The sequence below is a fragment of the Streptomyces flavalbus genome (genome assembly GCF_042674625.1).
Classification (GTDB): Bacteria; Actinomycetota; Actinomycetes; order Streptomycetales; family Streptomycetaceae; genus Streptomyces; species Streptomyces flavalbus.
Genome location: NZ_JBHTEB010000001.1, coordinates 5,877,264 through 5,902,532, shown reverse-complemented (window position 1 = coordinate 5,902,532; position 25,269 = coordinate 5,877,264). Strand labels below are relative to the sequence as shown.

Genomic DNA, 25,269 nt, shown 5'->3' with positions numbered 1-25,269 from the left:
CATGGACAGACTGGGAAGATCCCTGACTCTTCTTCCTCCCGCTCTCACCCCATCAGGTGACGAGGCGAGAGCGGGGCGGGAAGCGGGGTTGCGGGCGCGGTCACGCGTCGATACGGGACCGGTCCAACGTCGCCGCCGAGTTGGAGATGAACTCCTTGCGCGGGGCGACCTCGTTGCCCATCAGCAGGTCGAAGACGCCCTCGGCGGACTCCAGGTCGGAGAGGTTGATCCGGCGCAGGGTGCGGTGGCGGGGGTCCATGGTCGTCTCGGCGAGCTGGTCGGCGTCCATCTCGCCGAGGCCCTTGTAGCGCTGGATGGAGTCCTTGTAGCGGATGCCCTTGCTCTGGAACTCCATGAGCTTGTCGCGCAGTTCCCGGTCGGAGTACGTGTAGACGTACTTGTCCTGGCCCTTCTTGGGCTGGATGATCTCGATCCGGTGCAGCGGCGGCACCGCGGCGAAGACCCGGCCCGCCTCGACCATGGGCCGCATGTAGCGGTGGAACAGCGTCAGCAGCAGGGTGCGGATGTGGGAGCCGTCCACATCGGCGTCGGTCATCATGATGATCTTGCCGTAGCGGGCCGCGTCGATGTCGAAGGTGCGGCCCGAGCCCGCTCCTATGACCTGGATGATCGCGCCGCACTCGGCGTTCTTGAGCATGTCCGTCACGGACGACTTCTGGACGTTGAGGATCTTGCCGCGGATCGGCAGCAGCGCCTGGAACTCGGAGTTCCGGGCCAGCTTGGCGGTGCCGAGCGCGGAGTCGCCCTCGACGATGAACAACTCGCTGCGCTCGACGTCGTCACTGCGGCAGTCGGCGAGCTTGGCGGGCAGGGAGGAGGACTCCAGGGCCGTCTTGCGGCGCTGGGCGTCCTTGTGCTGGCGGGCCGCGATGCGCGTGCGGGCGGCGGCGACCACCTTCTCCATGACCACGCGGGCCTGCTGGGCGGCGTCCCGCTTGGTGGCCGTCAGGAACGCCTTCAGTTCCTTGGTGATCACGGTGTTCACGATCCGGCGGGCCGCCGAGGTGCCGAGCACCTCCTTGGTCTGCCCCTCGAACTGCGGCTCGGCCAGCCGGACGGTGACGACCGCGGTGAGGCCCTCCAGGGCGTCGTCCTTGACGATGTCGTCCTCGGCGACGCGCAGCAGCTTCTTGGCGCGCAGCACCTCGTTCATCGTCTTGGCGACGGCCTGCTCGAAGCCCGCGACGTGGGTGCCGCCCTTGGGCGTGGCGATGATGTTGACGAAGGAGCGGAGCGTGGTGTCGTAGCCGGTGCCCCAGCGCAGCGCCACGTCGACGCCCAGCTCGCGCGTGACCTCGGTGGGCGTCATCTGGCCGTGCTCGTCGAGGACGGGGACGGTCTCCTTGAAGGTGCCCTGTCCGGAGAAGCGGAGGACGTCGCAGATCGCCTTGTCGGTGGCCAGGTACTCGCAGAACTCGCTGATGCCGCCGTCGAAGCGGAAGGACTCCTCGCCCTTGCTGCCGCCCTCGCCGAGGCCGTACTCGTCACGGACGACGATGGTGAGGCCGGGGACCAGGAAGGCGGTCTGGCGGGCGCGCTGGTGGAGGTTCTCCAGGGAGAGCTTGGCGTCCTTGAGGAAGATCTGGCGGTCGGCCCAGTAGCGCACGCGCGTGCCGGTGCGGGTCTTGGGGATCTTCTTGGCCTTGCGCAGGCCGCTCTTGGCCTCGAACTTCGCGTCCGGGCCGAGCGCGGCGAAGGCACCGGGCACGCCGCGCCGGAAGCTGATCGCGTGGGTGTGCCCACCGCGGTCGACCTCGACGTCGAGGCGGGCGGAGAGGGCGTTGACCACGGAGGCGCCGACGCCGTGCAGACCGCCGGAGGCGGCGTAGGAGCCGCCGCCGAACTTGCCGCCCGCGTGCAGCTTGGTCATGACGACCTCGACGCCGGAGAGGCCGGTCTTGGGCTCGACGTCGACCGGGATGCCGCGGCCGTTGTCCCGGACCTCCACCGAGCCGTCGTCGTGCAGGACGACCTCGATGTGGTCGCAGTACCCCCCGAGGGCCTCGTCGACGGAGTTGTCGATGATCTCCCAGAGGCAGTGCATCAGGCCTCGACTGTCCGTCGAGCCGATGTACATTCCCGGGCGCTTGCGGACGGCCTCCAGCCCTTCCAGGACGAGCAGGTGCCGCGCGGTGTAGTTGGAACCGTCCCGGTCTGCTCCTGCCAGCAGCGCTGTGGACGGCACGGACGTCTCGGCGGTCACGCGGTTCGCTCCTCGCTGAATTTCAGGTGAGGCCCTGGTGGGTACGGGCCCGGCTTCGGTCGCCGCTCAGAGGGTACCGAGCCCTGGTAGAGCCGTTGTAACGCCACCCTCGTCTGCGGTTTCAGCCTAGTGCACCATCGCATACCTGTTCGATCCCTCGATGGGGTGAAGTACATATCACGTTCCCTTCGAGGCATGAACCATTTAGGCTCCGGGCACGTCCTCATGAACAAACCGGCAACCCAGCCGGGAGGACCGATGATGACCGACAGCGCGAAACCGTAAGACACACAGACACGTAATACGGCACATTCGCCGCCAACCGGCAGCAGACGGCCGGCCTCGGAAAGATTTTTCGAGGAAAAGCCCCGAGCGGGAACGTTTTGGGCCTGGTTGGATGTTGACCCTGGTACGACAGCTCGTCGAGCTAGAGAAGAGGCGACGTGACTACTGTTCTGACCCCCGCGAGCCCGCTGACGGCCGCTGACCGCTGCGACCGCTGCGGCGCACAGGCGTACGTGCGCGTCGTCCTGCTCAGCGGCGGAGAGCTGCTCTTCTGCGCCCACCACGGCCGCAAGTTCGAGCCGGAACTCAAGAAGATCGCCGCTGAGATACAGGACGAGACGGAGCGGCTGACGACCGTTCCGGCTTCCGCTTCGGAAGAAGAGCGCTGACACCTCGGATCAACGACGAGCCGATCTGGCACAGGCCGGAGTGCGGGCGGCCCCCCTGCCCTCAGGGGTGGCCGCCCGTCCTCGTGTCCGTGTCCGTGGGCTCCGGTCAGGCCCCGTCGCGCGGCGCCCGCGCCGTCGTGCCCCAGCCCAGCTTGGTGAGCACGTCGGACACCCTCGTGTAGACCCCGGGGCTGCCGGACCGCCCGCAGCCGCTCCCCCAGGACACCAGCCCCACCAGCCGCCCCCGCGCGACCAGCGGCCCGCCGCTGTCGCCCTGGCAGGCGTCCCGCCCGCCCAGCACCTCACCGGCGCACAACATGCTCTCCGCCCGGTACTCCCCGTCGCCCCCGCCCGGGTAGGCGCGCTCGCACAGGGCGTCCGACAGCACGTGCAGCCGTGCCCCCCGCAGTCCGGTGGCGTAGTCCCCGGTGCCGCTGGTGTCCCCCCAGCCGTAGACGACGGCCGCCGTGCCGGGTTCGTAGGCGGGGTCGCCCGCGGGCGCCATCTGGATGGCCGAGTTCTCCGGCAGTGACTCGGCGAGGCTGAGCACCGCAAAGTCCCCGGCGTTGCTGTCACGGTCGTAGTCCGGGTTCACCCACGCGTCCTGGACGGCTATCTCCCGCCCTTCCCGCGCGCGCAGGTCCGTGCGGCCCGCGATGACCTTGAGGTCGCGCACCTGCTCCACGGGGCCGCTCAGCACCTCCTCGTCCAGGCAGTGGGCCGCCGTGAGCACGGTGGTCGGGCCGACCGCCACCCCGTCGCAGAACTGACCCGCCCGCGTACCCCCGAACCGGTCACGGCTGGACAGGGCCACCGTCCAGGGGCTCTGGGAGACGTCCACGGGGAATCCGCCGATGACGATGCTGTCGGCGGCGGCGGGGGCGGCGGAGACCAGTGGCAGCACGGCCGCGGCAGCGGCCAGGACCAGCGGTCGGGACAGTGCCCGGACAACAGACCGACGCATACAAGCTCCTCACTCTGGGGCGGTCATGGAACACCCAGAGTGATCCACCTGGCGGCACCCCGCACCCCGCGCGGGCACGCGGAAGGCCCGGTTCCCACTCGGGGAACCGGGCCTTCACCGTCGTACCGCAGGGGCGGCGCGACCTAGTCGAGGTAGTCGCGCAGCACCTGGGAGCGGGACGGGTGACGCAGCTTCGACATGGTCTTGGACTCGATCTGGCGGATGCGCTCACGCGTGACGCCGTAGACCTTGCCGATCTCGTCGAGGGTCTTCGGCTGACCGTCGGTGAGGCCGAAGCGCATGGAGACGACGCCCGCCTCGCGCTCCGAGAGGGTGTCCAGGACCGAGTGCAGTTGCTCCTGGAGGAGGGTGAAGCTGACCGCGTCGGCCGGGACGACGGCCTCGGAGTCCTCGATGAGGTCACCGAACTCGCTGTCGCCGTCCTCACCGAGCGGGGTGTGCAGGGAGATGGGCTCGCGGCCGTACTTCTGCACCTCGATGACCTTCTCCGGGGTCATGTCGAGTTCCTTGGCCAGCTCCTCCGGGGTGGGCTCGCGGCCCAGGTCCTGGAGCATCTGGCGCTGCACACGCGCGAGCTTGTTGATGACCTCGACCATGTGCACCGGGATACGGATGGTGCGGGCCTGGTCGGCCATGGCGCGGGTGATCGCCTGACGGATCCACCAGGTGGCGTACGTGGAGAACTTGTAGCCCTTGGTGTAGTCGAACTTCTCCACCGCGCGGATGAGACCGAGGTTGCCCTCCTGGATGAGGTCCAGGAAGAGCATCCCGCGGCCGGTGTAGCGCTTGGCCAGGGAGACCACCAGGCGGAGGTTGGCCTCCAGCAGGTGGTTCTTGGCGCGGCGGCCGTCCTCGGCGATGATCTCCAGCTCGCGCTTGAGCTTCGGCGCCAGCTTGTCGGAGTTGGCGAGCTTGTCCTCGGCGAAGAGACCGGCCTCGATGCGCTTGGCCAGCTCGACCTCCTGCTCTGCGTTGAGCAGGGGGACCTTGCCGATCTGCTTGAGGTAGTCCTTGACCGGGTCGGCGGTGGCACCGGCGGCGGCGACCTGCTGGGCGGGGGCGTCGTCCTCGTCCTCGTCGGAGAGCACGAAGCCCGCGTTCTCGGTGCCCTCGGGCTCGTCGCCCGCCTTGGGCTCCTCCAGCACCTCTTCTTCGACCAGCTCGGCGTCGTCCTTCTTGGCGGCCGTCTTCTTCGCGGTCGTCTTCTTGGCGACGGTCTTCTTAGTGGCCGCCTTCTTGGCGGTCGTCTTCTTCGCGGCGGCCTTCTTGGCGGGCGCGGTCTCCTCGGCGGACTCGGCGACTGCGGGGTCGGACTGTGCGGCCGGGGCGGCGGTGCTGGCGGTGGCCTTCCTCGCGGACACCGTCTTCGCCGCGACCGTCTTGGTGGCGGTGCGCTTGGCCGGACTCTTCGCTGCGACGCTCTTTCGGGTGCGCTTGGGCTCCGCGGCACTGACCATCAGCGTCACACCCTCTTCCTCGAGGATCTGGTTGAGGCTGCGCAGTACGTTCTTCCACTGAGTGGCCGGAATCTGGTCAGCTTCGAAGGCCCGACGCACGTCATCGCCGGCGATCTGCCCCTCAGCCTTTCCCCGCTCAATGAGCGCCATGACAGAGACGGACTCGGCGATCTCCGGCGGGAGCGTACGGGATGTGCTGGCCGACACGAACAACCTCTCGGAACGTTGGAAAACGACTTCCGGCCCCGTCCATTGCGGACAGGAGCCGACCACCGGCTTGGGGATGGGCCGACGGCGCGGGCGGGGCCGGGGAAGATGCACAGCGCCTTGTACGGCGTCCGTATTCCCTCCGCGGCTGTCACCTCTTAGGTCATCGCGCTGCCTCCACGAGCGTTACGCCCATTCCGCGTGGCCCGAGTCACACCCCGTAAGCACTCAAAAACGGTCAGACACGGGCAGATGGTTTCACCCTTGTACGACCATTGTCCGCCAGGCCGCCCGATTGGCCGCTGTTCCCGATCGACCGCTGCCCCCGATCGCCGACGGTCGCTCGCGCCGTCGGACCCCGCAGGTCGGGAGGATCCCTGCGGGGTCCGGCGGAAGGGGGCGCCAGCCGGGCGGTGGCGCAGGAGGAGGAACGCCTCCCGACCGTGGCGCCCCCGCGGGATGCCGGTCAGCGCCCGCACGGAATGCGGTCAGGGTCCGCGGCGCCCGCGCGAGAGGCGGTCAGCGAGGTTCGGGGCGGCAGCCGCCAGTGCTCGGGAAGGCGGCCGTCGGCGCTCGCGCGGGAGGACGGGATGCGGGCCGACGCTCGCGCGGGACGCCGGTCAGTGCTCGCGCGGCGCGGGCACCACGCGCTCCACCTCAGGATGGACGGTGAGCAGTTGCCGCATGGCGGCCTCGGCGCCCGCGCCGTCGCTCGCGGCGAGGGCGTCGACGATCCTGGCGTGGTGCGCCAGCGAGGTCTCGTTCGGCCGGTCACAGCCCGTGACCGGGCCGCCGGAGACCTGGAGGGCCGCGGAGACGATCCCGGAGAGGTGCTCCAACATGCGGTTGCCCGCGATCTGGATCAGCAGCGAATGGAACTCGGCGTCGGCGCGGGAGAAGGTGAGCGCGTCACCCTGCCCCATGGCGTGGCCCATGATCCCGACCATGTCGGAGAGCCGCTGCTGGACGTCCTCCCGGCCGTGCCCGGCGGCCAGCCGCGCGGCGAGCGGTTCGATGGTCCACCGCAGCTCGCTCAGCTCACGGCGCTGGTCGTCGCGCTGCGGCCCGAAGGCCCGCCATTCGATGATGTCCGGATCAAGGAGGTTCCAGTCGCTGACGGGGCGCACGCGCGTGCCGACGTTCGGACGGGCGCTGACGAGGCCCTTGGCCTCCAGGACGCGGAGCGACTCACGGACGACGGTGCGGGAGACCTCGAAGCGCTGGCCGATCTCTTCGGGCACCAGCGGACGGTCGGCACCCAGGTCGCCGGAAACGATCATCTGGCCGAGTTGTTGAACGAGTTGGCCGTGCAGGCCGCGGCCACGGCTGCCCGTGGCGCGCCGTCCCGCGCGGCCCAGCTCGGGGTCGGCGCCCTCCCACGCGGGGACTCCGACGCGGTCGACGGCCGGGGCCTCGGCGTAGGGGTAGCGGTCGATTTCGCCCGGACCGGAGAGACCGGAGTCAGCGGAGCGGGCGGAGGTCATCATGGTGTGCGCAAGGGTACTCACGCATCCTTTGTCGGCGCCGTCTCCAACTCCCTTGAGGTCTTTGGTGAAAAGCACACGAAAGGGTGATCGCTCACTTCGTCCCAATTGACGCCTTATCGGAAAGAAATGGGCGTTCCCTGGGGAGTTGCGCACAGCCCACGACCGGAAGGGGGCGAACCGCGGTCACCGGACCCTGCTCCGCAGGGTCGTGAGCAGATACGCGCAGAGCAGCGCGGTCAGCGACAACGTCAGTGCGCTGCCCACGGGTTGGGCGACCATCCGCGCCAGCGCTGCCAGGTACCGCTCCCCGCCGAACGGCCACTGCGACAGGAGCACCTCCCGGAACCGCACCGGCCACCCCGTCGCGGCCCGAACGGACGGCCCCTCCAGAACCCTGTGTACGACGGGTACGACGAGCACCGGCACACCGACCACCGCCGCCAGCCCCGCGGTCGTGGACCGGAACACCCCCGCGGCCAGCACCCCCGACCAGGCACACCCCACGACCAACCCCACCCAACCGGCACCCAGCGGAAGCCAGTCAGCGGGAACCTCCGCCAGCTCCCGTCCGTAGAACAGGTAGAGCACCTCGGCGTCGCAGCCCACGGTGAGGACGGCCAGGGTCAGCGCGGTGACCGCGGCCACGAGGAGCTTCGCGACCAGCAGCCCCAGCCTGCGGGGCACGGTGCCGCGATCCGCCGCCAGCGCGGGGTGGCGGAACTCGTCACCGAAGGCCAGCGCGCCCAGCAGCCCCGCCCCGAGCGCCGCGGGCGGCAACGGCAGTTCCCGAGGCCACGCCGCCAGCAGACGCGGCTGCGGGGTGTGCCCGACCCGCGCGAGCACCACGGCGGTGACGGCGGACACGACGAGTACGGCGGCCCCCGTGAGAAACCCGGTACTGATCCCGAGGGCCCGCCGTACCTCGTACCGCAGGGGGCGCAGGGGGCTGGGGGCGGGGCGCACGGAGATGGGGGGCGGGAGAGCGGGGAGGGCGGGGGAGGCTTCGAGGGGGCGGCTCTGGGGGGCGGGGGCGGGGTGGGGAGGGGGGAGGGAGGGGCGGGGGGATCTTCGGGAAGTGGCTCAGAGGCGAGGGGGCGAGGCTCCTGCGGCTGCTGTGTGCCCGCGGCGGCGTCCTTCCCGGCACCGGGACCCATGTCCCCAATCTCGTCGGCGAGTTGGTGTACGAGGATGCCGTGCCGGAACGCGGTCTCGCCGACGTCGGCGCAGCTACCGCCGTACACGGAGAGGCGGTTGCCGCCCTCGCGTACGACCTCGACCGAACGGTGCGTGGTGCGGGCCTCCTTGGTCAGCAGGGCGGCGAGACGGGCGGCGTGCGGGCTGCGTACGGCGACCCGAGGGCGCAGTCTGGTGCGCGCGAAGTCGGTGGCGTCCTGGTCGGCGACGAGTCGGCCGTGGTCCAGCGTCACGATCCGGTCGGCGGTGCGGGCGGCCTCCTTCGGGTCGGCCGTGGTGAACAGGACCGTGCCGCCCTGGGCGGCGTGCGCGCGGAGCGTGCTGTGCAGCCAGCGGCTCTCGCGGGCGGAGAGCCCGTCGGCCGGTTCGTCGAGGACGAGGGTGTGCGGGTCGGCCAGCAGCGCGCAGCCGAGGCCGAGGCGGCGGTCCATGGCGCGTGAGAGCGTGCCGAGGCGTTCGTCGCGCAGGCTGACGAGGCCAACGGCCTCCAGGACCTCGTCGGCCCTGCGGACGGGGACGCCCGCAGCCGCGCACAACATGCGCAGATGGCCCCGGACGGGGCGGGCCGGGTGGCCCGGCACATCGCCGAGGAGGACGCCGACCTCGCGTGAGGGGTGGGCGATGCGGTGCAGCGGGCGGCCTCTGAAGTAGGTGATTCCCCGGCCCTGTTGAAGCTCAAGCATGAGCCGGAGTGCCGTCGTCTTACCCGCGTCGGCCGCTCCGAGCAGCGCGGTGACCTGGCCCGCGCACGCTTCGAAGGAGAGGTCGTCGACGGCGGGGGCAAGGCCCTTGCGGGGGTTGCTGGTCAATCCGATGGCCTGGATCACTCTCAGCAAGATAGCGTGCTATATCCGGTTTTTCGGGCACCGTGGGGTCCGCCCCCCGGGCCCGTTCCGGCGTCGGGGTGTGGGGGGCGGGCGGGCGGTCCTCGGCGGCGCCTAGCGCCCCGGTGCTACACCTCGGGCCGCAGCATCGGGGGGTTGAGCAGTGTGGCTCCGCCCGCCCGGAAGAGCTGGGCGGGTCGGCCGCCCTGGCGTGTGGTGGTGCCGCCCGTGGGGACGAGGAAGCCCGGGGTGCCGGTGACCTTGCGGTGGAAGTTGCGCGGGTCGAGCGCCACGCCCCACACGGCCTCGTAGACGCGGCGCAGCTCACCGACGGTGAATTCCGGTGGGCAGAACGCCGTGGCCAGCGAGGAGTACTCGATCTTGGAGCGGGCCCGCTCCACGCCGTCCGCGAGGATCTGGGCGTGGTCGAAGGCGAGGGGTGCCAGTGGTTCGCTGTCCCGCCCGTAGCCGCCGTGCTGCAACAGTTCCTCGACCGGTGCCCAGCGCGCGTTGCTGGCGTCGCCTCCGGCCCGGGGTGCGGGCAGGTCGGGGGCGAGTGCCAGGTGGGCGACGCTGACCACGCGCATCCTGGGGTCACGCTTGGGGTCGCCGTAGGTCGCGAGTTGTTCCAGGTGGGCGCCGTTGTCCTGGGCTGGGACGGCGGGGTCGTGGACGCGCAGCCCGGTCTCCTCGGCCAGTTCCCGTGCCGCCGCCTGCGCCAGGTCCTCGTCAGCCCGTACGAAGCCGCCGGGGAGCGCCCAGCGCCCCTGGAAGGGGGGCTCACCGCGGCGCACGGCCATCGCGCAGAGGGCGTGGCGGCGAACGGTCAGCACGACCAGGTCCACGGTGACGGCGAAAGGCGGAAAGGCTGACGGGTCGTAGGGCATGTGGCGATCATAGTCGTCTGCCTGACGATAAACACTCCCTTCACCAGCCTCGTCAGTGGCCGGTCCGCGTGCCCCCGGAAGCGGGCAGCGGCTCGCCTCGATCTGTCGTCCGTTGTCGTGTCATACGAGGTCATAGGGCTGTTGTCGGGCGGTCACGCGCCCAGTTGCAGCCCGTCCGCCGCCTCCTCGACCATGGCGAGGCCGAGTCGGCTGACCCGAACGGAGAAGGGGGCGCCCGCGACTCTGAGGCCCCGCAGTCCGATCTCGCCGAGGGGTGCGCTGCGTATGGGGCGCAGAGTGACCGTGCCGCCCGGGGCGTCCGGGCGGATGCCCGCGAGGGAGGTCAGCAGCAGGGTCGCGGCGGCTGCCGAGATGGCGGCGGGGCGGCAGGCCGCCGGGTGGGGCAGCGGCGCGCCGCCTTCGGTGCACTGCTCCCCCGCGTACATCTCGGGCAGTCGGTAATCGAAGGCCTCGGCCGCCGACAGGATGCCCCGCAGCAGGCCGCTCGCTTCGCTCTCGTAGCCTGCCGCGGCCAGGCCCGCGACGGCGGTCGCGGTCTCCTGCACCCGCACGGCCCCGCCGCGGTGGCCGAACGGGTTGTAGGCCGTCTCCTTCGCGCCCAGACCGCGCAGTCCCCAGCCCGAGTCCATGGCCGGGCTGCCGAGCAGCCGGGCCAGTTGCCCGGTCTGCGCGCCGTCGAGCAGCCCAGGCGCGTAGGTGCCACCGCCCAGCAGGCCGGTGTCGAGGAGGTGGACGGCAGCCGAGCTGAGCTGGGGCAGGAGACGCCCGCCGGGGGCGCGGGCGGCGGCGGGGCGTCCGCCTCCCGGTGTGTCGATCCAGAAGTCCTCCCGGAACGCCGACCGCAGTGCCTGGGCCCACTGCCGCAGCCCGGTGGCGCCCGGTCTGCCATGGACGTCGAGGAGGTCGGCGCCGAGCAGGGCGGCCCGATGGGCGTGCGCCTGGATTTCACACCGAGCCGGTCCGCCGGGCCACGGGTCGCACAGGTACGTGCCGTCGCCCACCGTGGCCAGCAGCCAGCGGAGACAGCGTTCGGCCGTGGGCAGCAGGTCCTCGGTGTCGGAGTCGGGCAGGCCCCAGCGCCGGGCCTCGGCGAGGAGTACCGGGAACAGCAGGGTGGCCTCCGTCCCCGTGCAGCCGGGCGGCAGGTGAGGGCCCGCGTCCCGGCGGGGGCCGGGGATCATGCCGGACTCTTGTCCGTCGCTGCCGGTGCGCTGGCTGCGGGCGAGGGTGCGCAGGGTGCCCGCGGCGAGGCGGGTGCCGAGGGGCAGCACCATCCGGGCCGCGGCCAGTGCCTCGGCGGGGGCCAGGCCGCAGCGCCAGGGTGCCCCGGCCGCGAGGTGGGTGTCCGCGGGGTGGGCGGGGTCGCGGACGATCAGCCCTTGGAGATCCGCGATCCCGGCGCGCAGCAGTGCCTCGGCTCTGTGGTCGTCACCTGCCGCTCGGGCGGGGGCCAGCGGACTGGTGGCCGTGTGCCCGGCCGCCCGGAGGGGCCCGGCGCCCTCCGGACGGGCCCGGAGTTCGACGCTGGCGCTGCCGTGCGGGGGCAGTTCCAGCTCCCAGCGCAGCAGTCCGGCGGAGGCGAGGGCATCGGTGGGTGGCGGGTCGGCCGTGACGGACGCGGCCCCGGTGGGGCAGGACCAACGCAGGCCGGAGTCATGGACGCTGGCGGGCAGTTCGGGTCCCGCGCCGCCGGACGCGATGGCGCCCAGGGCGGCCAGGTCCGTGCCGAGGGCGACTTCGACGGGCAGGCGCAGCGGGCGCGAGACGGCGCTGTGCACGGTGATCCGCTCGGTGCCGTCGGCGTGACGGGTCCGCTCGACGAGGAGGTCAGGGTCCGGACCGGTGTGCGGCGAGGCACGCACCGTTCCCACGAAGCGGGCGCGGTCGGCTCCGGCCATCCGGGCCTGCACGGCGAGCGGCTCCCGCCCGGCCACCCGGACCTGGCAGCGGGAGAGCACCCGTCGTCCGGCCCGGTAGAAGCCCTCGAGTCCGCGGCCCGTCAACTGTCCGTGCTCGGTGGAGACCGCCAGCCCTGGAAGGGCGACGCAGATCATGGCGGTGTGGGTGGGGGGCAGGTCGGTGGCGCGGGGCGGGAACGCTTCCCGTCGGGTGTCCGCGGTGACCGCTGCCGCGGAGAACTCCTTGACCGCCGCCGCGGAGGGCTCCGTGACGGCTGCTGCCGAGGGCTCCTTGACCGCTGCCGCAAAGGGCCCCGTGACCGCTGCCGCAGTGGAGCCCGTGACCGCTGCCGCGGAAGGCTCCGTCACCGCTGGCGCGGAAGGCTCCGGCACCGCCGCTGGGTATCCGCCGACGAGGGCGCGGTCGCCGTCGGTGGCGGAGGGCTGAGTCGGCTGGTGCATGGGGCGGCTTCCTCTGCGCTCGGTGCGCCTCGGGCACGATCGGTGCCTGGCGGAGGCTCCGGAAGGACATGGGCGGTGCGGCGGCCCGCCCTGCTGAGGCGTTCCGCCACTCAGGTGAACGGAGCCGCGCTCCTGCGGGTCACGGCCACACCACGGCACGCCGACCGAATGGCGGCACCGCAGCGTCTGGCCTTCGCCGCTGACCGCCTCGCCGCTGCCCACCGGCCTCCGTGCGGAGTCGCGTCGGCGGCGATGCCGTGATCCGGCAAGGATGGCCACCGCCTCCACGATCAACCGTCGGCAACCGCTCCTCCCGGCGCGACCGTGGCCTCGTGGTTCGCGCCACCTCATGCGTCCTCCTCAGTGCCGCCGCTCGCCGCCGGGCGCCCGTCTCCGGTACGGCTGCCACGACGCCGTGCCGTCTCCTCCCCCAGGGCTCCGGGGCGGGCCCCACTGGGGCGGCCGTCGCCGGGCCGGGTCCTTCCGGGCCGTCCGTCGCCCGGGCGGGTGCTTCCCGACGGTTTCGGAAGGGGCCTGGCCACGCTCGTCCCCGACGCGGGGGTGCCAGGGCGGGTGCGCCGTCGCAGAGTCGTACTCGCCGCCGGTACCGGAGCCGGTGCGGGCCGCGCCACGCTGCCGCTAGGTGGCGCGTCGTCGGTGCCGCGGTCAGCGCCCGAGTCGAAGCCACTGCTGGTGCTGGAGCCGTTCCGGCTGCCGTCCGGCCCCGCCTCGTCGTCCTGTGCGCGTTCCTCCCGTTCGGCGCGCAGGCAGCGTCGGAGCGACTCCGGGTCGAGTCCTTCGTTGACCGCCTGGTGCAGCAGCCGGGCGAAGAGGTAGTCCGGGTCGGCGCCCAGGGCCATGGCGAGGGCTTCCCGGGCCTCGATGTCGTCGCCGGTGGACCAGGCGACCCATCCGACGAGGGTGAGGGGCGCGGCGGCGTGTTCGCCGTAGGAGCCGACGCAGCGCCTGGCCAGGGCCCGCCAGAGCCGGATCGCGGGAGCCGCGTCGTCTCCCTCCATCCACTCGGCCGCGCGGTCGCGGGTCGTACGGTCCTGGAGCCCGAGGATCAAGGTCGCGGCTTCGTCGTGGGTGAGCAGTTCGTCGTCCCGCAGGTCGGCTGGGGCGGTGCTCTCGGCGGGTGGCGCCGCTGCGAGGCGGCCCATGAGCCGCTCAGCCAGCTCCAGGGTCTCCTCGGCGACCTGCGCGCGGCTCGTCTCGTCGAGGATACGCCGCACCACGGTCAGGCTGGCGGTGTCGAGCGCCGCTTCCTGGTCCGGTACGGCGGCGGTCTCCCACGGAATCAGCCGGGCCCGGAGTTCCCGCAGTGTGCCGCGTACCTGGAGCCCGGCGTACGTAGCAGCCGCGGCCAGGACGGAGGTCCCCGGCAGGCCCATCGGTGTTCCCCCGGCCGGACAGCAGCCCTTGATGTCGCAGCAGTAGGACCAGAAGCGGCCGTCGGAGATGCAGAGAGCGTCGATCACGGGGACGTCGAGCAGGCCGCATTCGACGCGGAGTTGCTGGACGAGTGGTCGCAGGCGTTCCATGACCTGCTGGCCGGTCTCGCCCGCCGACGGTTCCTGGCAGACGTAGGCGACCATCTGCTCGGGCCGTGCTCCCCTGCGCTCGCTGCCCTTCACCAGGCCCTGCGCCAACTGCCGGGCCACGGACGGCCAGTCGTCCGGGTTCGCCGGGATGCCGAGGCGGGCCCGGCCGCCGAATCGTCCGCGTCCGTCGCGGTCGTGGAGGCAGACCAGCACGATGCTGTCCTCGGGGCGGTATCCGAGCAGGTACGGCAGGGCGTCGGCCAGTTCGGCCGGGGTGCGCAGGGTCACCTGCTGGGCGCTGAGGTCGCCACCGTAGGCGCTGGGGGCGAGGTGCTGTACGGGAGTCGTGGGTGTGGGGTGGGCGGAGCGCGCTGCCGGGCGGTTGCTTCCCTTCCGTCCGGCAATGTCGTCGTTGTTAGAGGATCCTGTGGTTTCGCCATGATGCGTCATGCCTTGACGATCTCGCGGATCGCGAAATCCCGCTTGGGGCTGTGGATAACTCCGGTCAGGGTCACATCAATTGGCGTCAACAGGACATCAGCCAGCGGCTGCCAGGACCAGCGGAAGTACCGCCTTGGCGCCCGCCTGCCGGAGGAGTCGGGCGGCGATGGCGAGCGTCCAGCCGGAGTCGGTGTAGTCGTCCACGAGCAGTACGGGTCCCGGGGAGCCCTTCAGGGCCGCGGCCAGCTCCTCGGAGACGGCGAACGCGCCGGAGAGCGCCCTGACGCGTTGGGCGGAGTTGCTGCGGCGTGCCGTGTGCGCGCCGCCCGGCCCGGTGTGGGTCAGTGCGCCCAGGAAGGGCAGGCGGCCGATGTCCGCGATGCCCTGGGCGAGGGAACCGACGAGCTGGGGCCGGGCCAGGGAGGGGACGGCCACGACGCCGACTGGTCGGGCGGAGGCGTTAGGGACGTTCGGCGCCCAGCCGCCCGGGGAACGGGCCCAGTCGGCGAGGACCGCCACCGCGGCGCGCAGGACGTCATCGGGGACCGGCGTGTCCGGCGCGTTCTCGGCGAGCAGGGGCCGCAGCCGGTTGCCCCAGCCGATGTCGGAGAGCCGCCCCAGGGCGCGTCCGGTGGCGCACTGCTCCCCGGCCGGGATACGCCCCTTGAGGTCGATGCCCAGCGCGGGCAGTCCCGTGGGCCACATCCGGCGTGGTTCGACCTCCACCCCTGGCCGGTCCAGTTCCTTCGTCGCTCCCGTGAGCGTCTCCGCCGAGACCGAGGTGTCGGCCCAGGCTCCCGCGCAGTTGTCGCAGCGTCCGCAGGGGGCGGCTCCCTCGTCGTCCAGTTGCTGGCGCAGGAACTCCATACGGCACTGGTCCGTGCTCACGTACTCGCGCATGGCCTGCTGTTCGGCGGCCCGCTGCCGGGCGACCCAGGCGTACCGCTCGGCGTCGTACACCCATGGCTGGCCGGTGGAGATCCAGCCGCCCTTCACCCGCTTGACCGCGCCGTCCACGTCGAGCACCTTCAGCATGGTCTCCAGACGGGTGCGCCGGAGGTCGACCAGGGCCTCCAGCGCGGGCGCGGACAGCGGCCGTCCGGCGTCGGCGAGTGCCGCGAGGGTCTGCCGTACCTGCGTCTCGGGCGGGAAGGCGGTGTCGGCGAAGTAGCGCCAGATGGCCTCGTCCTCCTTGCCCGGCAGGAGCAGCACGTCGGCGTGCGCGACGCCGCGTCCCGCCCGCCCCACCTGCTGGTAGTAGGCGATCGGCGAGGACGGCGAGCCGAGGTGCACGACGAAGCCCAGGTCCGGCTTGTCGAAGCCCATCCCGAGGGCTGATGTGGCCACCAGCGCCTTGACCCGGTTGGCCCGCAGGTCGGCCTCGGCCTGGAGCCGGTCGGCGTTCTCCGTGCGCCCCGTGTACGACGCCACGGGGAAGCCGCGCTGCCGCAGGAAGGCGGTGGCCTCCTCGGCCGCGGCGACCGTGAGCGCGTAGATGATCCCGGAGCCGGGCAGCTCGTCCAGGTGTTCCGCGAGCCAGCCCAGACGGTGCGCGGCGTCGGGCAGCCGGACCACTCCGAGCCGCAGGCTCTCGCGCTCCAGCGGTCCGCGCAGCACCAGCGCCTCGCCCGCGCCGGTGCCCAGTTGCTCGGCGACATCGGCGGTCACGCGCGCGTTGGCCGTCGCCGTGGTGGCGAGCACCGGGACACCGGGGAAAGCTCAGCGAGCATCGCCCGCAGCCGCCGGTAGTCGGGGCGGAAGTCATGACCCCAGTCGGAGATGCAGTGCGCCTCGTCGACGACGAGCAGGCCGGTCGTGGCGGCGAGCTTGGGCAGCAACTGCTCGCGGAAGTCGACGGAATTGAGCCGCTCCGGACTGACCAGGAGGACGTCGGTCTCACCGCGCTCCACCTCGTCGTGGATGGCGTCCCACTCCTCCGGGTTGGCCGAGTTGATGGTGCGCGCCCGGATACCGGCCCGCGCCGCCGACTCGACCTGGTTGCGCATGAGCGCCAGCAGCGGCGAGACGATCACCGTGGGACCGGCCCCCCGGCGGCGCAGCAGGGCGGTGGCGACGAAGTACACCGCCGACTTGCCCCAGCCGGTGCGCTGCACCACCAGCGCGCGCCTGCGGTCCTTCACCAGCGCCGCCACGGCCTGCCACTGGTCCGCACGCAGCCGCGCCGGGCCTCCCGGGTCGCCGACCAGCTCGGCGAGGATGGCGTCGGCCTCGGTGCGCAGTTCCAGATCGTCCATGCCCCCATGCAACCCGATGGCACTGACAATCGGCCACCTCACCGGTGATCGGCGCCGACGCGTCACCCGGGGCACCAACGGGTAGGGATATAAGCCACTCAACACCCGATAAGGACCAGTGACATCAATTGCTCGTTGCCGCATCTCAGTTCGACAGGAAGAATTGAAGTCCGCTCCCCGCACGGCTGGGCCGTGATCCGGCAGAGCTTCGCTGCGGTGTGCGCTCCCCCGAACCCCATGGCGCCCGCAGTGTGGGCGCGTAGCCGAAGGGAGGATCGTGACCTTCGGATTCGCTCCGTCCTCCGCGGCATCCACGTCGACGTCCGCCGACCTGTCCGCCGCATCCGCCAACCCTGTGGCCCGTATGCTCGAACCCGCGGAGTGGGCGGCGGCAGGGATCCCTCTGCTGCGCAACCCGCGCGAGGTGGTCAGCGGACTGCACGCGCGACATCGCCCCAGGCCGCACACCGCGATCGTGGCGGTCCTCGACCCGGACGAGCGACTGCGGGCCAGCGCCTCGTTCCTGCGCCGTCCCGCCCCGGCCGACGGCTGGATGTTCCGTAACGCGCTGCTCTCCCAGCTCCGCCGGGTCATACCCCACGACCTGCGCCGCCGCACCCCGGTGCGGACGGCCGTGCTGCTCTACTGCCGTGAGGGTGACGCGCGTTGGACGGAGGAGGACGGCGCGTGGATGTGGGGGCTGCGGGACGCGTGCACGCTGCACGGCCTGCGCTGCGGGGCGTACATCACGCTGACCCGCGACGGCTGGCAGGTCCTCGGCGAGGGCCGGGGCGGACGGCGACCGAGCGCGGACTCCGCGCCGGAGCCCTTCGCCACCGCGGAGGCACCGCCCCCGCCGCTGCGTACCGGCGGCGCCGCCTCTGAGGTCCTGCGCCGCGCGGCGGCCCGCTGAGAGCCCGGAACTGCCCGCCGGACGCCGTTCACGCGGAAGGCGCTCGCCCTGCCGCGGGCATCAAGGAGAAACGCACCGGCCGCGCGCGTGGCCGGTCACGGGCGTACGACCGTCCCGAAGCGGCACCGACCCGGACAGCCCCCGCCGCGGGCGCGCGCGTGGGCATGTACGGCTGGTGAGACCAGGCAGGCGTGACCGCCTACCTGACGCCACGGCCCGGCGCTGGCCCACGCGGTACGACGCCTGGGTGCGAGCAAGGGGCGTGCGCTCCGTCCGGCCGCTTCAGCGCACGCCGAAGCGACCACTGTGCGCGCCTGCCGCAACCCGCCCCGCAGCCGCCGGTCGGCCTGTTCGAACCCGCCGGAACGGGCTCAGACGCCCGCGCCCAGCACGGCGTTGATCTGCTGCGGGTCGCCGCAGACGATCAGCAGGGCACCGGCCCGGCTGAGGGCCAGCGGGAGAGCGGTCGCCGCAGCGGCGTCGGAGCCGCCGTTGACGGCGACGACCACGACCGGACGGGAGGCGGCCCGACCGGCGGCGGTGGCGTCCGCGTAGAAGACGTCGTCGCCCGCGTCGTGCTGCGCCCAGTACGACGCTTCTCCGAAGGACAGTTCGTGGGTGGCCCACGGGTGCGGCTCGCCGGTGGTGATCACCAGCACGTCGCCGGGGGCGCGCCCGGACTCCAGCAGCAGGTCCACGGCCTCCTCGGCGGCGTCGAGCGCACCGGTGCGGGTGGCCGGGATGAGCTGGATCTGCGGGGTCTGCGCGGCTCCGCCCGAGGGGGCGGGGGCAGCGGGACCCGACGGCCCAGGCTTGGCCGGGGCCACGTCGCGTGGCGTCCGCTGCACCGGCGGCGCGGGCCGGTGCGGACCGGGACGACCGGGGCGGGGCGGAGCCGCGGGGCGGGGGCCGGGTACGGGACGGGGGGTCGGCGCGGTACGGCCACTGGCCGGAGTGGCGCGGGGACCCTGGGCACTCTCGTAAATCTGAGGCTCCTCGGGGATGAGAGGCATGAGCTGATATTTATCAAACGTTGGTGCGGCTCGCGTCAGCGGGTGGCACATACGTGCGAGCGGAATCGTCAGAAGTCGAAGCCGAGCTGACCCTCGATCTCCGGAACGTTTCCCTCCACCCAGCTACGGACCTTCTTGAGGTGCCGCCACCGGGGCAGCGCATCAAGATACGCCCACGACAAACGGTGGTGCGGGGTGGGCCCCCACTCCGCCAGTGCGGCCTTGTGCACGGGTGACGGATACCCGGCGTTGTCCGCAAAACCGAAGTCTGCATGGTCGATACCCAGTTCGGCCATCATTTTGTCGCGCTGCACCTTGGCGATCACCGACGCCGCCGCGACCGCCACACACGACTGGTCACCCTTGATCACCGTCCGGACCCGCCACGGCGTTCCGAGGTAGTCGTGCTTGCCGTCGAGGATCACCGCGTCCGGGCGGACCGGAAGGCCCTCCAGGGCCCGCCCCGCCGCGAGGCGCAGCGCCGCCGTCATGCCGCGCTCGTCGATCTCCTCCGGGGAGGCGTGCCCGAGGGCGTACGACGTCACCCACGACTGGAGTTCCAGGGCAAGCGCGGTGCGACGCTTGACGGTGAGGAGCTTGGAGTCGGTGAGGCCCTCGGGCGGGCGGCGCAGTCCGGTGACCGCCGCACAGACGGTCACGGGACCAGCCCAGGCCCCGCGGCCCACTTCGTCGACACCGGCAATGATCTTCGCTCCGGTCGTGGCCCGCAGGGAGCGTTCGACGGTGTGAGTAGGCGGTTCGTACGGCATGGCGCCCTTAGCGTACGCCGCCCGGATCCCCCGGCGACACCCCGGTTCGTCGTAGCCGCCGCGCAACCGGGACGGCGCGCTCTCAGCCCCCCGTCGGCCGCAGCAGGGGAACCATCAACTGGTCGACCATTTCCTCGATTTCCCGATCACTCCATTCGCTGTCGCACACCTTCGATCGGTACATCATCATGGCCGGTACGGCGTCACAGACGTATGCGTTCGCCGCGTCGGGCCGCACCTCTCCCCGCTCGACTCCACGGTTGATGACATCGCGCAGGTGCCTGACCGTGGGCTCCACGACACCGTCGACGATCACGCTGTGAAACCGCTCCGCCTGAAGCGAGTCGCATTCGTGAATGACCGACCGCAGAGCCTGTCCGGTACGCGAGTACATCGCCTCGCGCATCTGCCGACACAGCGCCAGCAGGTCCTCGCGGACGTCGCCCAGGTCCGGCGCCGCCTCCAGCCGCGGCAGCCCCGCCTGCAACGCGTCCGCCACCAGGTCCTCCTTGGACGGCCAGCGGCGGTACACCGCGGCCTTGCCGGTCTGGGCACCGGTGGCCACGCCCTCCATCGTGAGGCCGTTCCAGCCGACCGTGCTGAGCTGCTCCAGCGCGGCGTCGAGGATCGCGCGTTCGAGCACGGCACCGCGCCGACGGGGAGTGGCCGCCTGAGCGCGGGCGGCCGTCCAGCGCGAAGTAACCATTCGATTGTCTCCAGCGAGCAGGGTGAGCGGGAATTCCGGGGACGGAGCGTATGCCGGACGGCGGCGGCGAGGGACACGCAGGACGAGGACAACTAAAGTGAACGGTTGCGTTCCCTACCGGGGACTCACTACCGTTGACGCCACAGTGAACGCCACCGTTCACTAAACGGTTCGTGGGGGACCCATAGTGACAACCTCTCAGTTGATCAAAGACACACAGCCGGGTGCGGCTCGACGACCGGGACGGCCCGGCATCGCCCTCACCGTCATAGCGGCCTGCCAGCTCATGGTCGTACTCGATGCGACGATTGTGAACATCGCGCTGCCTCACATTCAAGCCGCGCTCCAGTTCAGCACTACCGACCTGACGTGGGTGGTCAGCGCCTACACCCTCACCTTCGGCGGTCTGCTCCTGCTCGGTGCCAGGGCCGGTGACATCCTCGGTCGCCGCCGGGTCTTCATGACCGGCATCCTGCTGTTCACCTTCGCCTCGCTGCTCGGCGGACTCGCCCAGGAGCCCTGGCAACTGCTGGCCGCGCGCGCCCTGCAGGGCGTGGGCGGTGCCATCGCGTCGCCGACCTCGCTGGCCCTCGTCACCACCACGTTCCGCGAGGGGCCGGAGCGAAACCGCGCCTTCGGTGTCTTCGCCGCCGTCTCCGCGGGCGGTGGCGCCATCGGGCTGCTCGCGGGCGGGATGCTCACCGACTGGCTCGACTGGCGCTGGGTGCTCTTCGTCAACGTGCCGATCGGTGTGCTGATCGCCGTGCTCACTCCCCTCTACATCAGCGAGTCCGAGCGGCACCCAGGCCGCTTCGACATCGCGGGAGCGATGACCTCGACCCTCGGCATGGCCGCGCTCGTGTACGGGTTCATCCGGGCGGCGGAGGACGGCTGGCGGGATGGCATGACCGTCGGGTCCTTCGGCGCCGCGCTCGTACTCCTGCTGGCCTTCGTGTTCATCGAGGTCCGGGCCAAGGAGCCCATCACTCCGCTGAAGATGTTCGCCGACCGCAACCGGTCGGGGACGTACGTGATCATGCTGAGCCTGGCGGCGGCCATGTTCGGGATGTTCTTCTACATCGTGCTGTTCGTGCAGAACGTGCTCGGCTACAGCCCGATCAAGGCTGGTCTCGCCTTCCTGCCCGTCACGGTGGCGATCGCGATCGGCGCGGGGCTGTCGCAGCGGTTCCTGCCCACACTGGGCCCCAAGCCGTTCATGCTGGTCGGCTCGGCGCTGGTGGCGGTCGGACTCACCTGGCAGATCTTCATCAGCCCCGACAGCTCGTACCTGAGCGGCGTACTCGGCCCGATGCTCGTGTTCGGCTTCGGCATGGGACTGAACTTCGTCACGGCGACGGTCACGGCGGTCTCGGGCGTGGCCCCGCACGAAGCGGGTGCGGCGTCCGGCCTGCTCAATGCCACGCAGCAGGTCGGCGGGTCGCTCGGGCTGTCGATCCTCACGACCGTCTTCGGCACCGCGAGCAGGGACGAGGCGGAGAAGCAGATCCCGCGGTTCCTCGCCGAAGGCACCGCGCAGCAGAAGGCGGAGTTCGCGCGGACGCAGCAGTTGCCCGCGCCCTGGGGGCACGAGGTGCTCACACAGGGCATTTCGACGGCCTTCATTCCAGCCGCCGCGATGGCGGTGCTCGCCCTCGGCACCGCATGGCTGGTGATCCGGATACGCGCGAGCGACATGGAAGCCCTGTCTGGCACGACCGGTCCCATGGTGGGGTGACAGACCCGCGCCCCCGAAAGACCCTGGCGGCTCACACAAGGGCACCACTGGTGGCGTCCCGCCACCGTGACCGTGACCGCCGGGTCGGCCTGGGATGAGCAGCGGGCGGATGATGGCGGCGGCGCACGCCAGCGGCATCCCGCCCGCTGTCAGTGCGGTCGCCGCGGCACCGACGGCCACGAGCAGCGCGACCACAGCCACCCAGCTCTCCATGACACCCCCCGTCACTCACTCCGTGCCCGCCGGTCGCTCTCGTCGCACAGCGGTTGTGATGACAACGGGCGGGCGGTCACGGAGAGTTCCCGTCATTCACGGAAAGTCGCAAGACGCCTGCCGCCCGGCGCGCCTGACCCGCGCCGACCCGATCGAGCGGCCAGTCCGAGCGGTCACGTCGTCCGGACGCGTGAGGCTCAGAGGAGCCCCGGACCCGCCCCCAAGACCTGCTCCACGCCACGCAAACCCTTACGCAGAGGTCGGCGTCCACCCGGGCAGCGACTCGGTCCGCTCCACCCACGAGGCGGGCGGCGCCCCCGCCTTGCCCGCGGCGACGATGCCTCCGACGATGGCGCAGGTCGTGTCCACATCGCCGCCGACCTGGGCGGTCGTCCAGAAGGCGGCCTCGTAGTCGGCCAACGACCGGGCCGCCGACCACAGCGCGAACGGCACCGTGTCATGCGCCGTCGTACGCCGCCCGCAGCCCAGCACGGCCGCGACCGTGGCCGCGTCACCGTAGTCGAGCATGTCCCGGGCGCGGCGCAGTCCGGCGCCGACGGCGCTCTTCGGGACGAGTGCGATGACCCCGTCGAGCAGCGCCTCGGCGCTCGGCGGTCCGCCGGGGGCGGCGGCCAGCGCGGCAGCCGCGGCGACGGCCATGGCACCGACGACGGCCTCCCGGTGCTGGTGCGTGGGGTAGGCCGAGATCTCGGCCTGGTGCGTGGCCTGCTCCGGGTCGGACGCGTACCAGGCGCCCAGCGGTGCGATCCGCATCGCCGCGCCGTTGCCCCAGGACCCCTGACCGTTGAAGAGCGCGGCGGCCAGCTCCCGCCAGTCGCCGCCCTCCCTGACGAGGCGCAGCAGCCGGTTGACCGCGGGGCCGTACCCGCGGTCGAAGTCATGGTGCTGGGCGAAGGAGTGAGCGAGGGCGTCCTGGTCGATGCGGTGGTGGGCGGCGAGGACGGCGACGACGGAGCACGCCATCTCCGTGTCGTCGGTCCACTGCCAGGGGCCGGGCGGCAGCTCGCGGCGCTTCAGCAGCGGGTAGTGCGCCGGGACGAAGAACTGGGAGCCCAGCGCGTCCCCCACCGCGAGTCCGCGCAGGCTGGTCAGGGCGCGGTCCAGGCGCCCGTCGGGTGAGGAGTCAGCGGTCATCGCCCTGCCACTCTATCCGGTGATCCCGTACGGCTCCGGATTACGCCAGCGTTCGAATGGCCTGTCCAGGACGTACTTGTCGTCGTCTCCGAGAACGAGCATCCGCATCTCACCGTTCCCGGGATTGGACAGCGACTCGAATTCGGCGACCGTCCAGTGGAACCAGCGCATACAGAACAGCCGCATCGCCAGGCCATGGGTCACGATCAGTACGTTCGGCGGGTGGTCGGGGGCCTCGAAGCTGCGGAACAGGCTCTCCAGGAAGCCGCCGACCCGGTCGTAGACGTCGGCGCCGCTCTCCCCCTGGGCGAAGCGGTAGAAGAAGTGCCCGTAGGCGTCGCGGTACGCCTTCTGGAGCCGTACGTCCTCGCGGTCCTGCCAGTTTCCCCAGTCCTGCTCGCGCAGGCGCGGTTCCTCCCTCACCCGTATCCGCTCGGGGTCGAGGTGGAAGCCGCGCAGGGTCTCGTGCGTACGGCGGTAGGGGGAGACGTACACGCTGACGCGTTCCCGTCCGAACAGCTCCCGCAGCTTCTTGCCGGTCTCCTCTGCCTGCCGCCAGCCGCGCTCGGTCAGGGCCAGGGCGTGGTCGGGCTCGCGCTCGTACACGGAGTCGTCGACATTGCCCCTTGACTCGCCGTGCCGGACAAGGACGATGCGCCGTGGTCGTGCCATGCCAAAACCCTAGATCGGGTGACGGCCGTTCGAGCACTCGTGCGGGCTCCATACGGCGTAGGTCACACATTTTCTGCACCTCGGACCACAGCGGCCACACGGGGCGCGGTGTCCCACAGGTGCCGGGCGTCAGACGGTCCAGCTCGGCTCCAGGTCCACGATGTCGCCCGTGAGGGCGGCGATGTCCGCCTCGGTCTGGGCGCGCAGGGCGAGCCTCTCCACCCGCTCGGTGCGGTACTTGCCGTGCTCCGCGGCCGACTGCCACATCGACAGGATCAGGAACTCGCTGCCGGGTGCCTCTCCGAACAGCCCGCGGACCATGCCGGGCGATCCGGCCATCGCCGGGTTCCACACCTTCTCCTGCATGAGCGTGAAGTGCTCGGCGCGCTCCTCATGGACACGGCAGTGCGCCACGCGGACCAGGTCCGAGTCCGTGAAGCGCGGCTCGAAGCCCGTCTTGACGTCGAAGCGGTAGTCGAACAGTTTGACCTGGGCGTCCTTGAAGGTGCCCGACTGGGCCGACGCGAGCCGGTCATGGGAGCGGGCCATGAACGAGTCGTAGAAGGCCCGGCTCTCCCAGAAGGCGAAGACGTGCGCCACCCCGGGCCGCCCCCGGCTCCAGCCACCGCCCTGCCCCCGGAATCCCGGCTCCCCCAGGAGTCCCGCCCACTTCCGCTGCCCCCGCTCGAAACCGCGGCGGTCCACCACGGTGCAGCGAATCCACTTGACCAGCACCGCGCCATCGTACGGCCAGGGAGCGTGGCGTCGGTCACGTCGGGTGGAGATCACACACGCGGGACGGCACGCGCGCGTGGCACGATGGACAACCAGCCTTGACGAACCGCCAGTTGGCACCGAGGCACACGGAGAAGGGGGAAGTCCGGTGAACGGCCTCATCAAGGGGATCCACAAGGCCGAGATCGCGCTGAAGTGGGATCCGAGTCCGGCGGGGCAGCCGCCCACCGATCTGGACATCATCGCCGCGACCTATCTCGCCAGCGATCCGTACGGCGATCCCGCCCATGTGGTGCACTTCGACAGCCGCTCCCCTGACGGGACGATCCATCTCAACCGCGACAGCAAGGACGGCCTGGGCTTCGGCTGGGACGAGGTCATGACGGTGGAGTTCGACCGGATCGACAAGCGGTACGCGCGCGTGGTGGTCGGTGTCGTCATCCAGCAGCGCCCCGGCCCGCGGACGTTCGTCAGTGTCATCAACCCCGCCCTGCGCATCCGTGAGGGGTACACCGACCTCGCCACGGACGACTTCGGCGCCGTCCTCGGCGCGACCGCGGCGACGGTCGCGGAGTTCGTCCGCGAGGACACCGGGGCGTGGGACTTCCACCCGGGCGTCCACGGCTTCGAGGACGACCCCGTCGCCTTCGCCCAGGTCATGGGGGCGACCCGCCGCGCCTGACGGTGAACGGCTGCGACAGTGAACAGCGCCGAGGAGGGCACCGGCCATGTGGCCGGTGCCCTCCTCCTCAGGTACTACTGGACGCCACCCGTCGGGCGGTCAGTCCGGCAGGACG

The 25,269-nt window shown here is 71.6% G+C and carries 17 protein-coding genes and 2 pseudogenes; 4 read left to right on the top strand and 15 right to left on the bottom strand.

The window, feature by feature from the left end:
• Window positions 1-100 precede the first annotated feature (100 nt).
• Complete coding sequence (locus ACFQZ6_RS26470) at window positions 101-2,224, bottom strand: DNA gyrase/topoisomerase IV subunit B (RefSeq protein WP_381613445.1); 2,124 nt, start codon at window positions 2,222-2,224, stop codon at window positions 101-103.
• Between the two features lie 443 nt (window positions 2,225-2,667).
• Between ACFQZ6_RS26470 and ACFQZ6_RS26465 the strand changes: the two genes are divergently transcribed.
• Window positions 2,668-2,898 (top strand): DUF7455 domain-containing protein, encoded by a 231-nt coding sequence (locus ACFQZ6_RS26465; RefSeq protein ID WP_030790025.1) that lies wholly within the window; start codon window positions 2,668-2,670, stop codon window positions 2,896-2,898.
• A 106-nt stretch (window positions 2,899-3,004) separates the two neighbouring features.
• Here the strand turns inward: ACFQZ6_RS26465 and ACFQZ6_RS26460 are convergent, their stop codons facing one another.
• From ACFQZ6_RS26460 to ACFQZ6_RS26425, 8 genes and pseudogenes are all read right to left on the bottom strand, one after another.
• On the bottom strand, window positions 3,005-3,862 hold the full coding sequence (locus ACFQZ6_RS26460; RefSeq protein ID WP_381613442.1) for a serine protease: 858 nt from the start codon (window positions 3,860-3,862) through the stop codon (window positions 3,005-3,007).
• A 143-nt stretch (window positions 3,863-4,005) separates the two neighbouring features.
• Window positions 4,006-5,547 (bottom strand): RNA polymerase sigma factor, encoded by a 1,542-nt coding sequence (locus ACFQZ6_RS26455; protein ID WP_381613439.1) that lies wholly within the window; start codon window positions 5,545-5,547, stop codon window positions 4,006-4,008.
• A 620-nt stretch (window positions 5,548-6,167) separates the two neighbouring features.
• Window positions 6,168-7,055, bottom strand: a complete 888-nt coding sequence (locus tag ACFQZ6_RS26450; RefSeq protein ID WP_381613436.1) for a FadR/GntR family transcriptional regulator — start codon at window positions 7,053-7,055, stop codon at window positions 6,168-6,170.
• Between the two features lie 162 nt (window positions 7,056-7,217).
• Window positions 7,218-9,055: pseudogene (locus ACFQZ6_RS26445) on the bottom strand (ABC transporter ATP-binding protein).
• Between the two features lie 125 nt (window positions 9,056-9,180).
• Complete coding sequence (locus tag ACFQZ6_RS26440; RefSeq protein WP_381613433.1) at window positions 9,181-9,939, bottom strand: NUDIX hydrolase; 759 nt, start codon at window positions 9,937-9,939, stop codon at window positions 9,181-9,183.
• A 152-nt stretch (window positions 9,940-10,091) separates the two neighbouring features.
• Complete coding sequence (locus ACFQZ6_RS26435; RefSeq protein WP_381618662.1) at window positions 10,092-12,014, bottom strand: glycogen debranching N-terminal domain-containing protein; 1,923 nt, start codon at window positions 12,012-12,014, stop codon at window positions 10,092-10,094.
• 653 nt (window positions 12,015-12,667) lie between these two features.
• Window positions 12,668-14,314 (bottom strand): DUF4192 domain-containing protein, encoded by a 1,647-nt coding sequence (locus ACFQZ6_RS26430; protein WP_381613431.1) that lies wholly within the window; start codon window positions 14,312-14,314, stop codon window positions 12,668-12,670.
• An 87-nt stretch (window positions 14,315-14,401) separates the two neighbouring features.
• Window positions 14,402-16,560, bottom strand: a pseudogene (locus ACFQZ6_RS26425) (RecQ family ATP-dependent DNA helicase).
• Window positions 16,561-16,837: 277 nt separating this feature from the next.
• Here ACFQZ6_RS26425 and ACFQZ6_RS26420 point away from each other — a divergent pair.
• Window positions 16,838-17,473, top strand: a complete 636-nt coding sequence (locus tag ACFQZ6_RS26420; protein WP_381613428.1) for a hypothetical protein — start codon at window positions 16,838-16,840, stop codon at window positions 17,471-17,473.
• Between the two features lie 371 nt (window positions 17,474-17,844).
• On the opposite strand, the gene ACFQZ6_RS26415 is transcribed toward ACFQZ6_RS26420, so the two are convergent.
• The 3 genes from ACFQZ6_RS26415 to ACFQZ6_RS26405 all read right to left on the bottom strand — a co-directional run bounded on the left by ACFQZ6_RS26415 (window position 17,845) and on the right by ACFQZ6_RS26405 (window position 19,962).
• Window positions 17,845-18,486, bottom strand: coding sequence for a hypothetical protein (locus ACFQZ6_RS26415; RefSeq protein WP_381613425.1), 642 nt, complete (start codon window positions 18,484-18,486; stop codon window positions 17,845-17,847).
• Between the two features lie 68 nt (window positions 18,487-18,554).
• Entirely contained in the window at window positions 18,555-19,256 is a 702-nt protein-coding gene (locus tag ACFQZ6_RS26410; protein WP_381613422.1) for a ribonuclease HII, read from the bottom strand.
• 82 nt (window positions 19,257-19,338) lie between these two features.
• Window positions 19,339-19,962, bottom strand: coding sequence for a TetR/AcrR family transcriptional regulator (locus ACFQZ6_RS26405; RefSeq protein ID WP_381613419.1), 624 nt, complete (start codon window positions 19,960-19,962; stop codon window positions 19,339-19,341).
• A gap of 187 nt (window positions 19,963-20,149) precedes the next feature.
• On the opposite strand from ACFQZ6_RS26405, the gene ACFQZ6_RS26400 reads away from it, so the two are divergent.
• Window positions 20,150-21,697 (top strand): MFS transporter, encoded by a 1,548-nt coding sequence (locus tag ACFQZ6_RS26400; protein WP_381613416.1) that lies wholly within the window; start codon window positions 20,150-20,152, stop codon window positions 21,695-21,697.
• Between the two features lie 462 nt (window positions 21,698-22,159).
• On the opposite strand, the gene ACFQZ6_RS26395 is transcribed toward ACFQZ6_RS26400, so the two are convergent.
• The 3 genes from ACFQZ6_RS26395 to ACFQZ6_RS26385 form a co-directional block, all read right to left on the bottom strand.
• Window positions 22,160-23,065: an ADP-ribosylglycohydrolase family protein gene (locus ACFQZ6_RS26395; protein ID WP_381613413.1), complete on the bottom strand. Its 906-nt coding sequence runs from the start codon at window positions 23,063-23,065 to the stop codon at window positions 22,160-22,162.
• 12 nt (window positions 23,066-23,077) lie between these two features.
• Window positions 23,078-23,737, bottom strand: coding sequence for a histidine phosphatase family protein (locus tag ACFQZ6_RS26390; protein ID WP_381613411.1), 660 nt, complete (start codon window positions 23,735-23,737; stop codon window positions 23,078-23,080).
• A gap of 129 nt (window positions 23,738-23,866) precedes the next feature.
• Complete coding sequence (locus ACFQZ6_RS26385) at window positions 23,867-24,472, bottom strand: YdbC family protein (protein ID WP_381613408.1); 606 nt, start codon at window positions 24,470-24,472, stop codon at window positions 23,867-23,869.
• Window positions 24,473-24,620: 148 nt separating this feature from the next.
• On the opposite strand from ACFQZ6_RS26385, the gene ACFQZ6_RS26380 reads away from it, so the two are divergent.
• Window positions 24,621-25,154 carry a TerD family protein gene (locus tag ACFQZ6_RS26380; protein WP_381613406.1) on the top strand — a complete coding sequence of 178 codons (534 nt, stop codon included), beginning with the start codon at window positions 24,621-24,623 and terminating at the stop codon, window positions 25,152-25,154.
• Window positions 25,155-25,269: the final 115 nt, after the last annotated feature.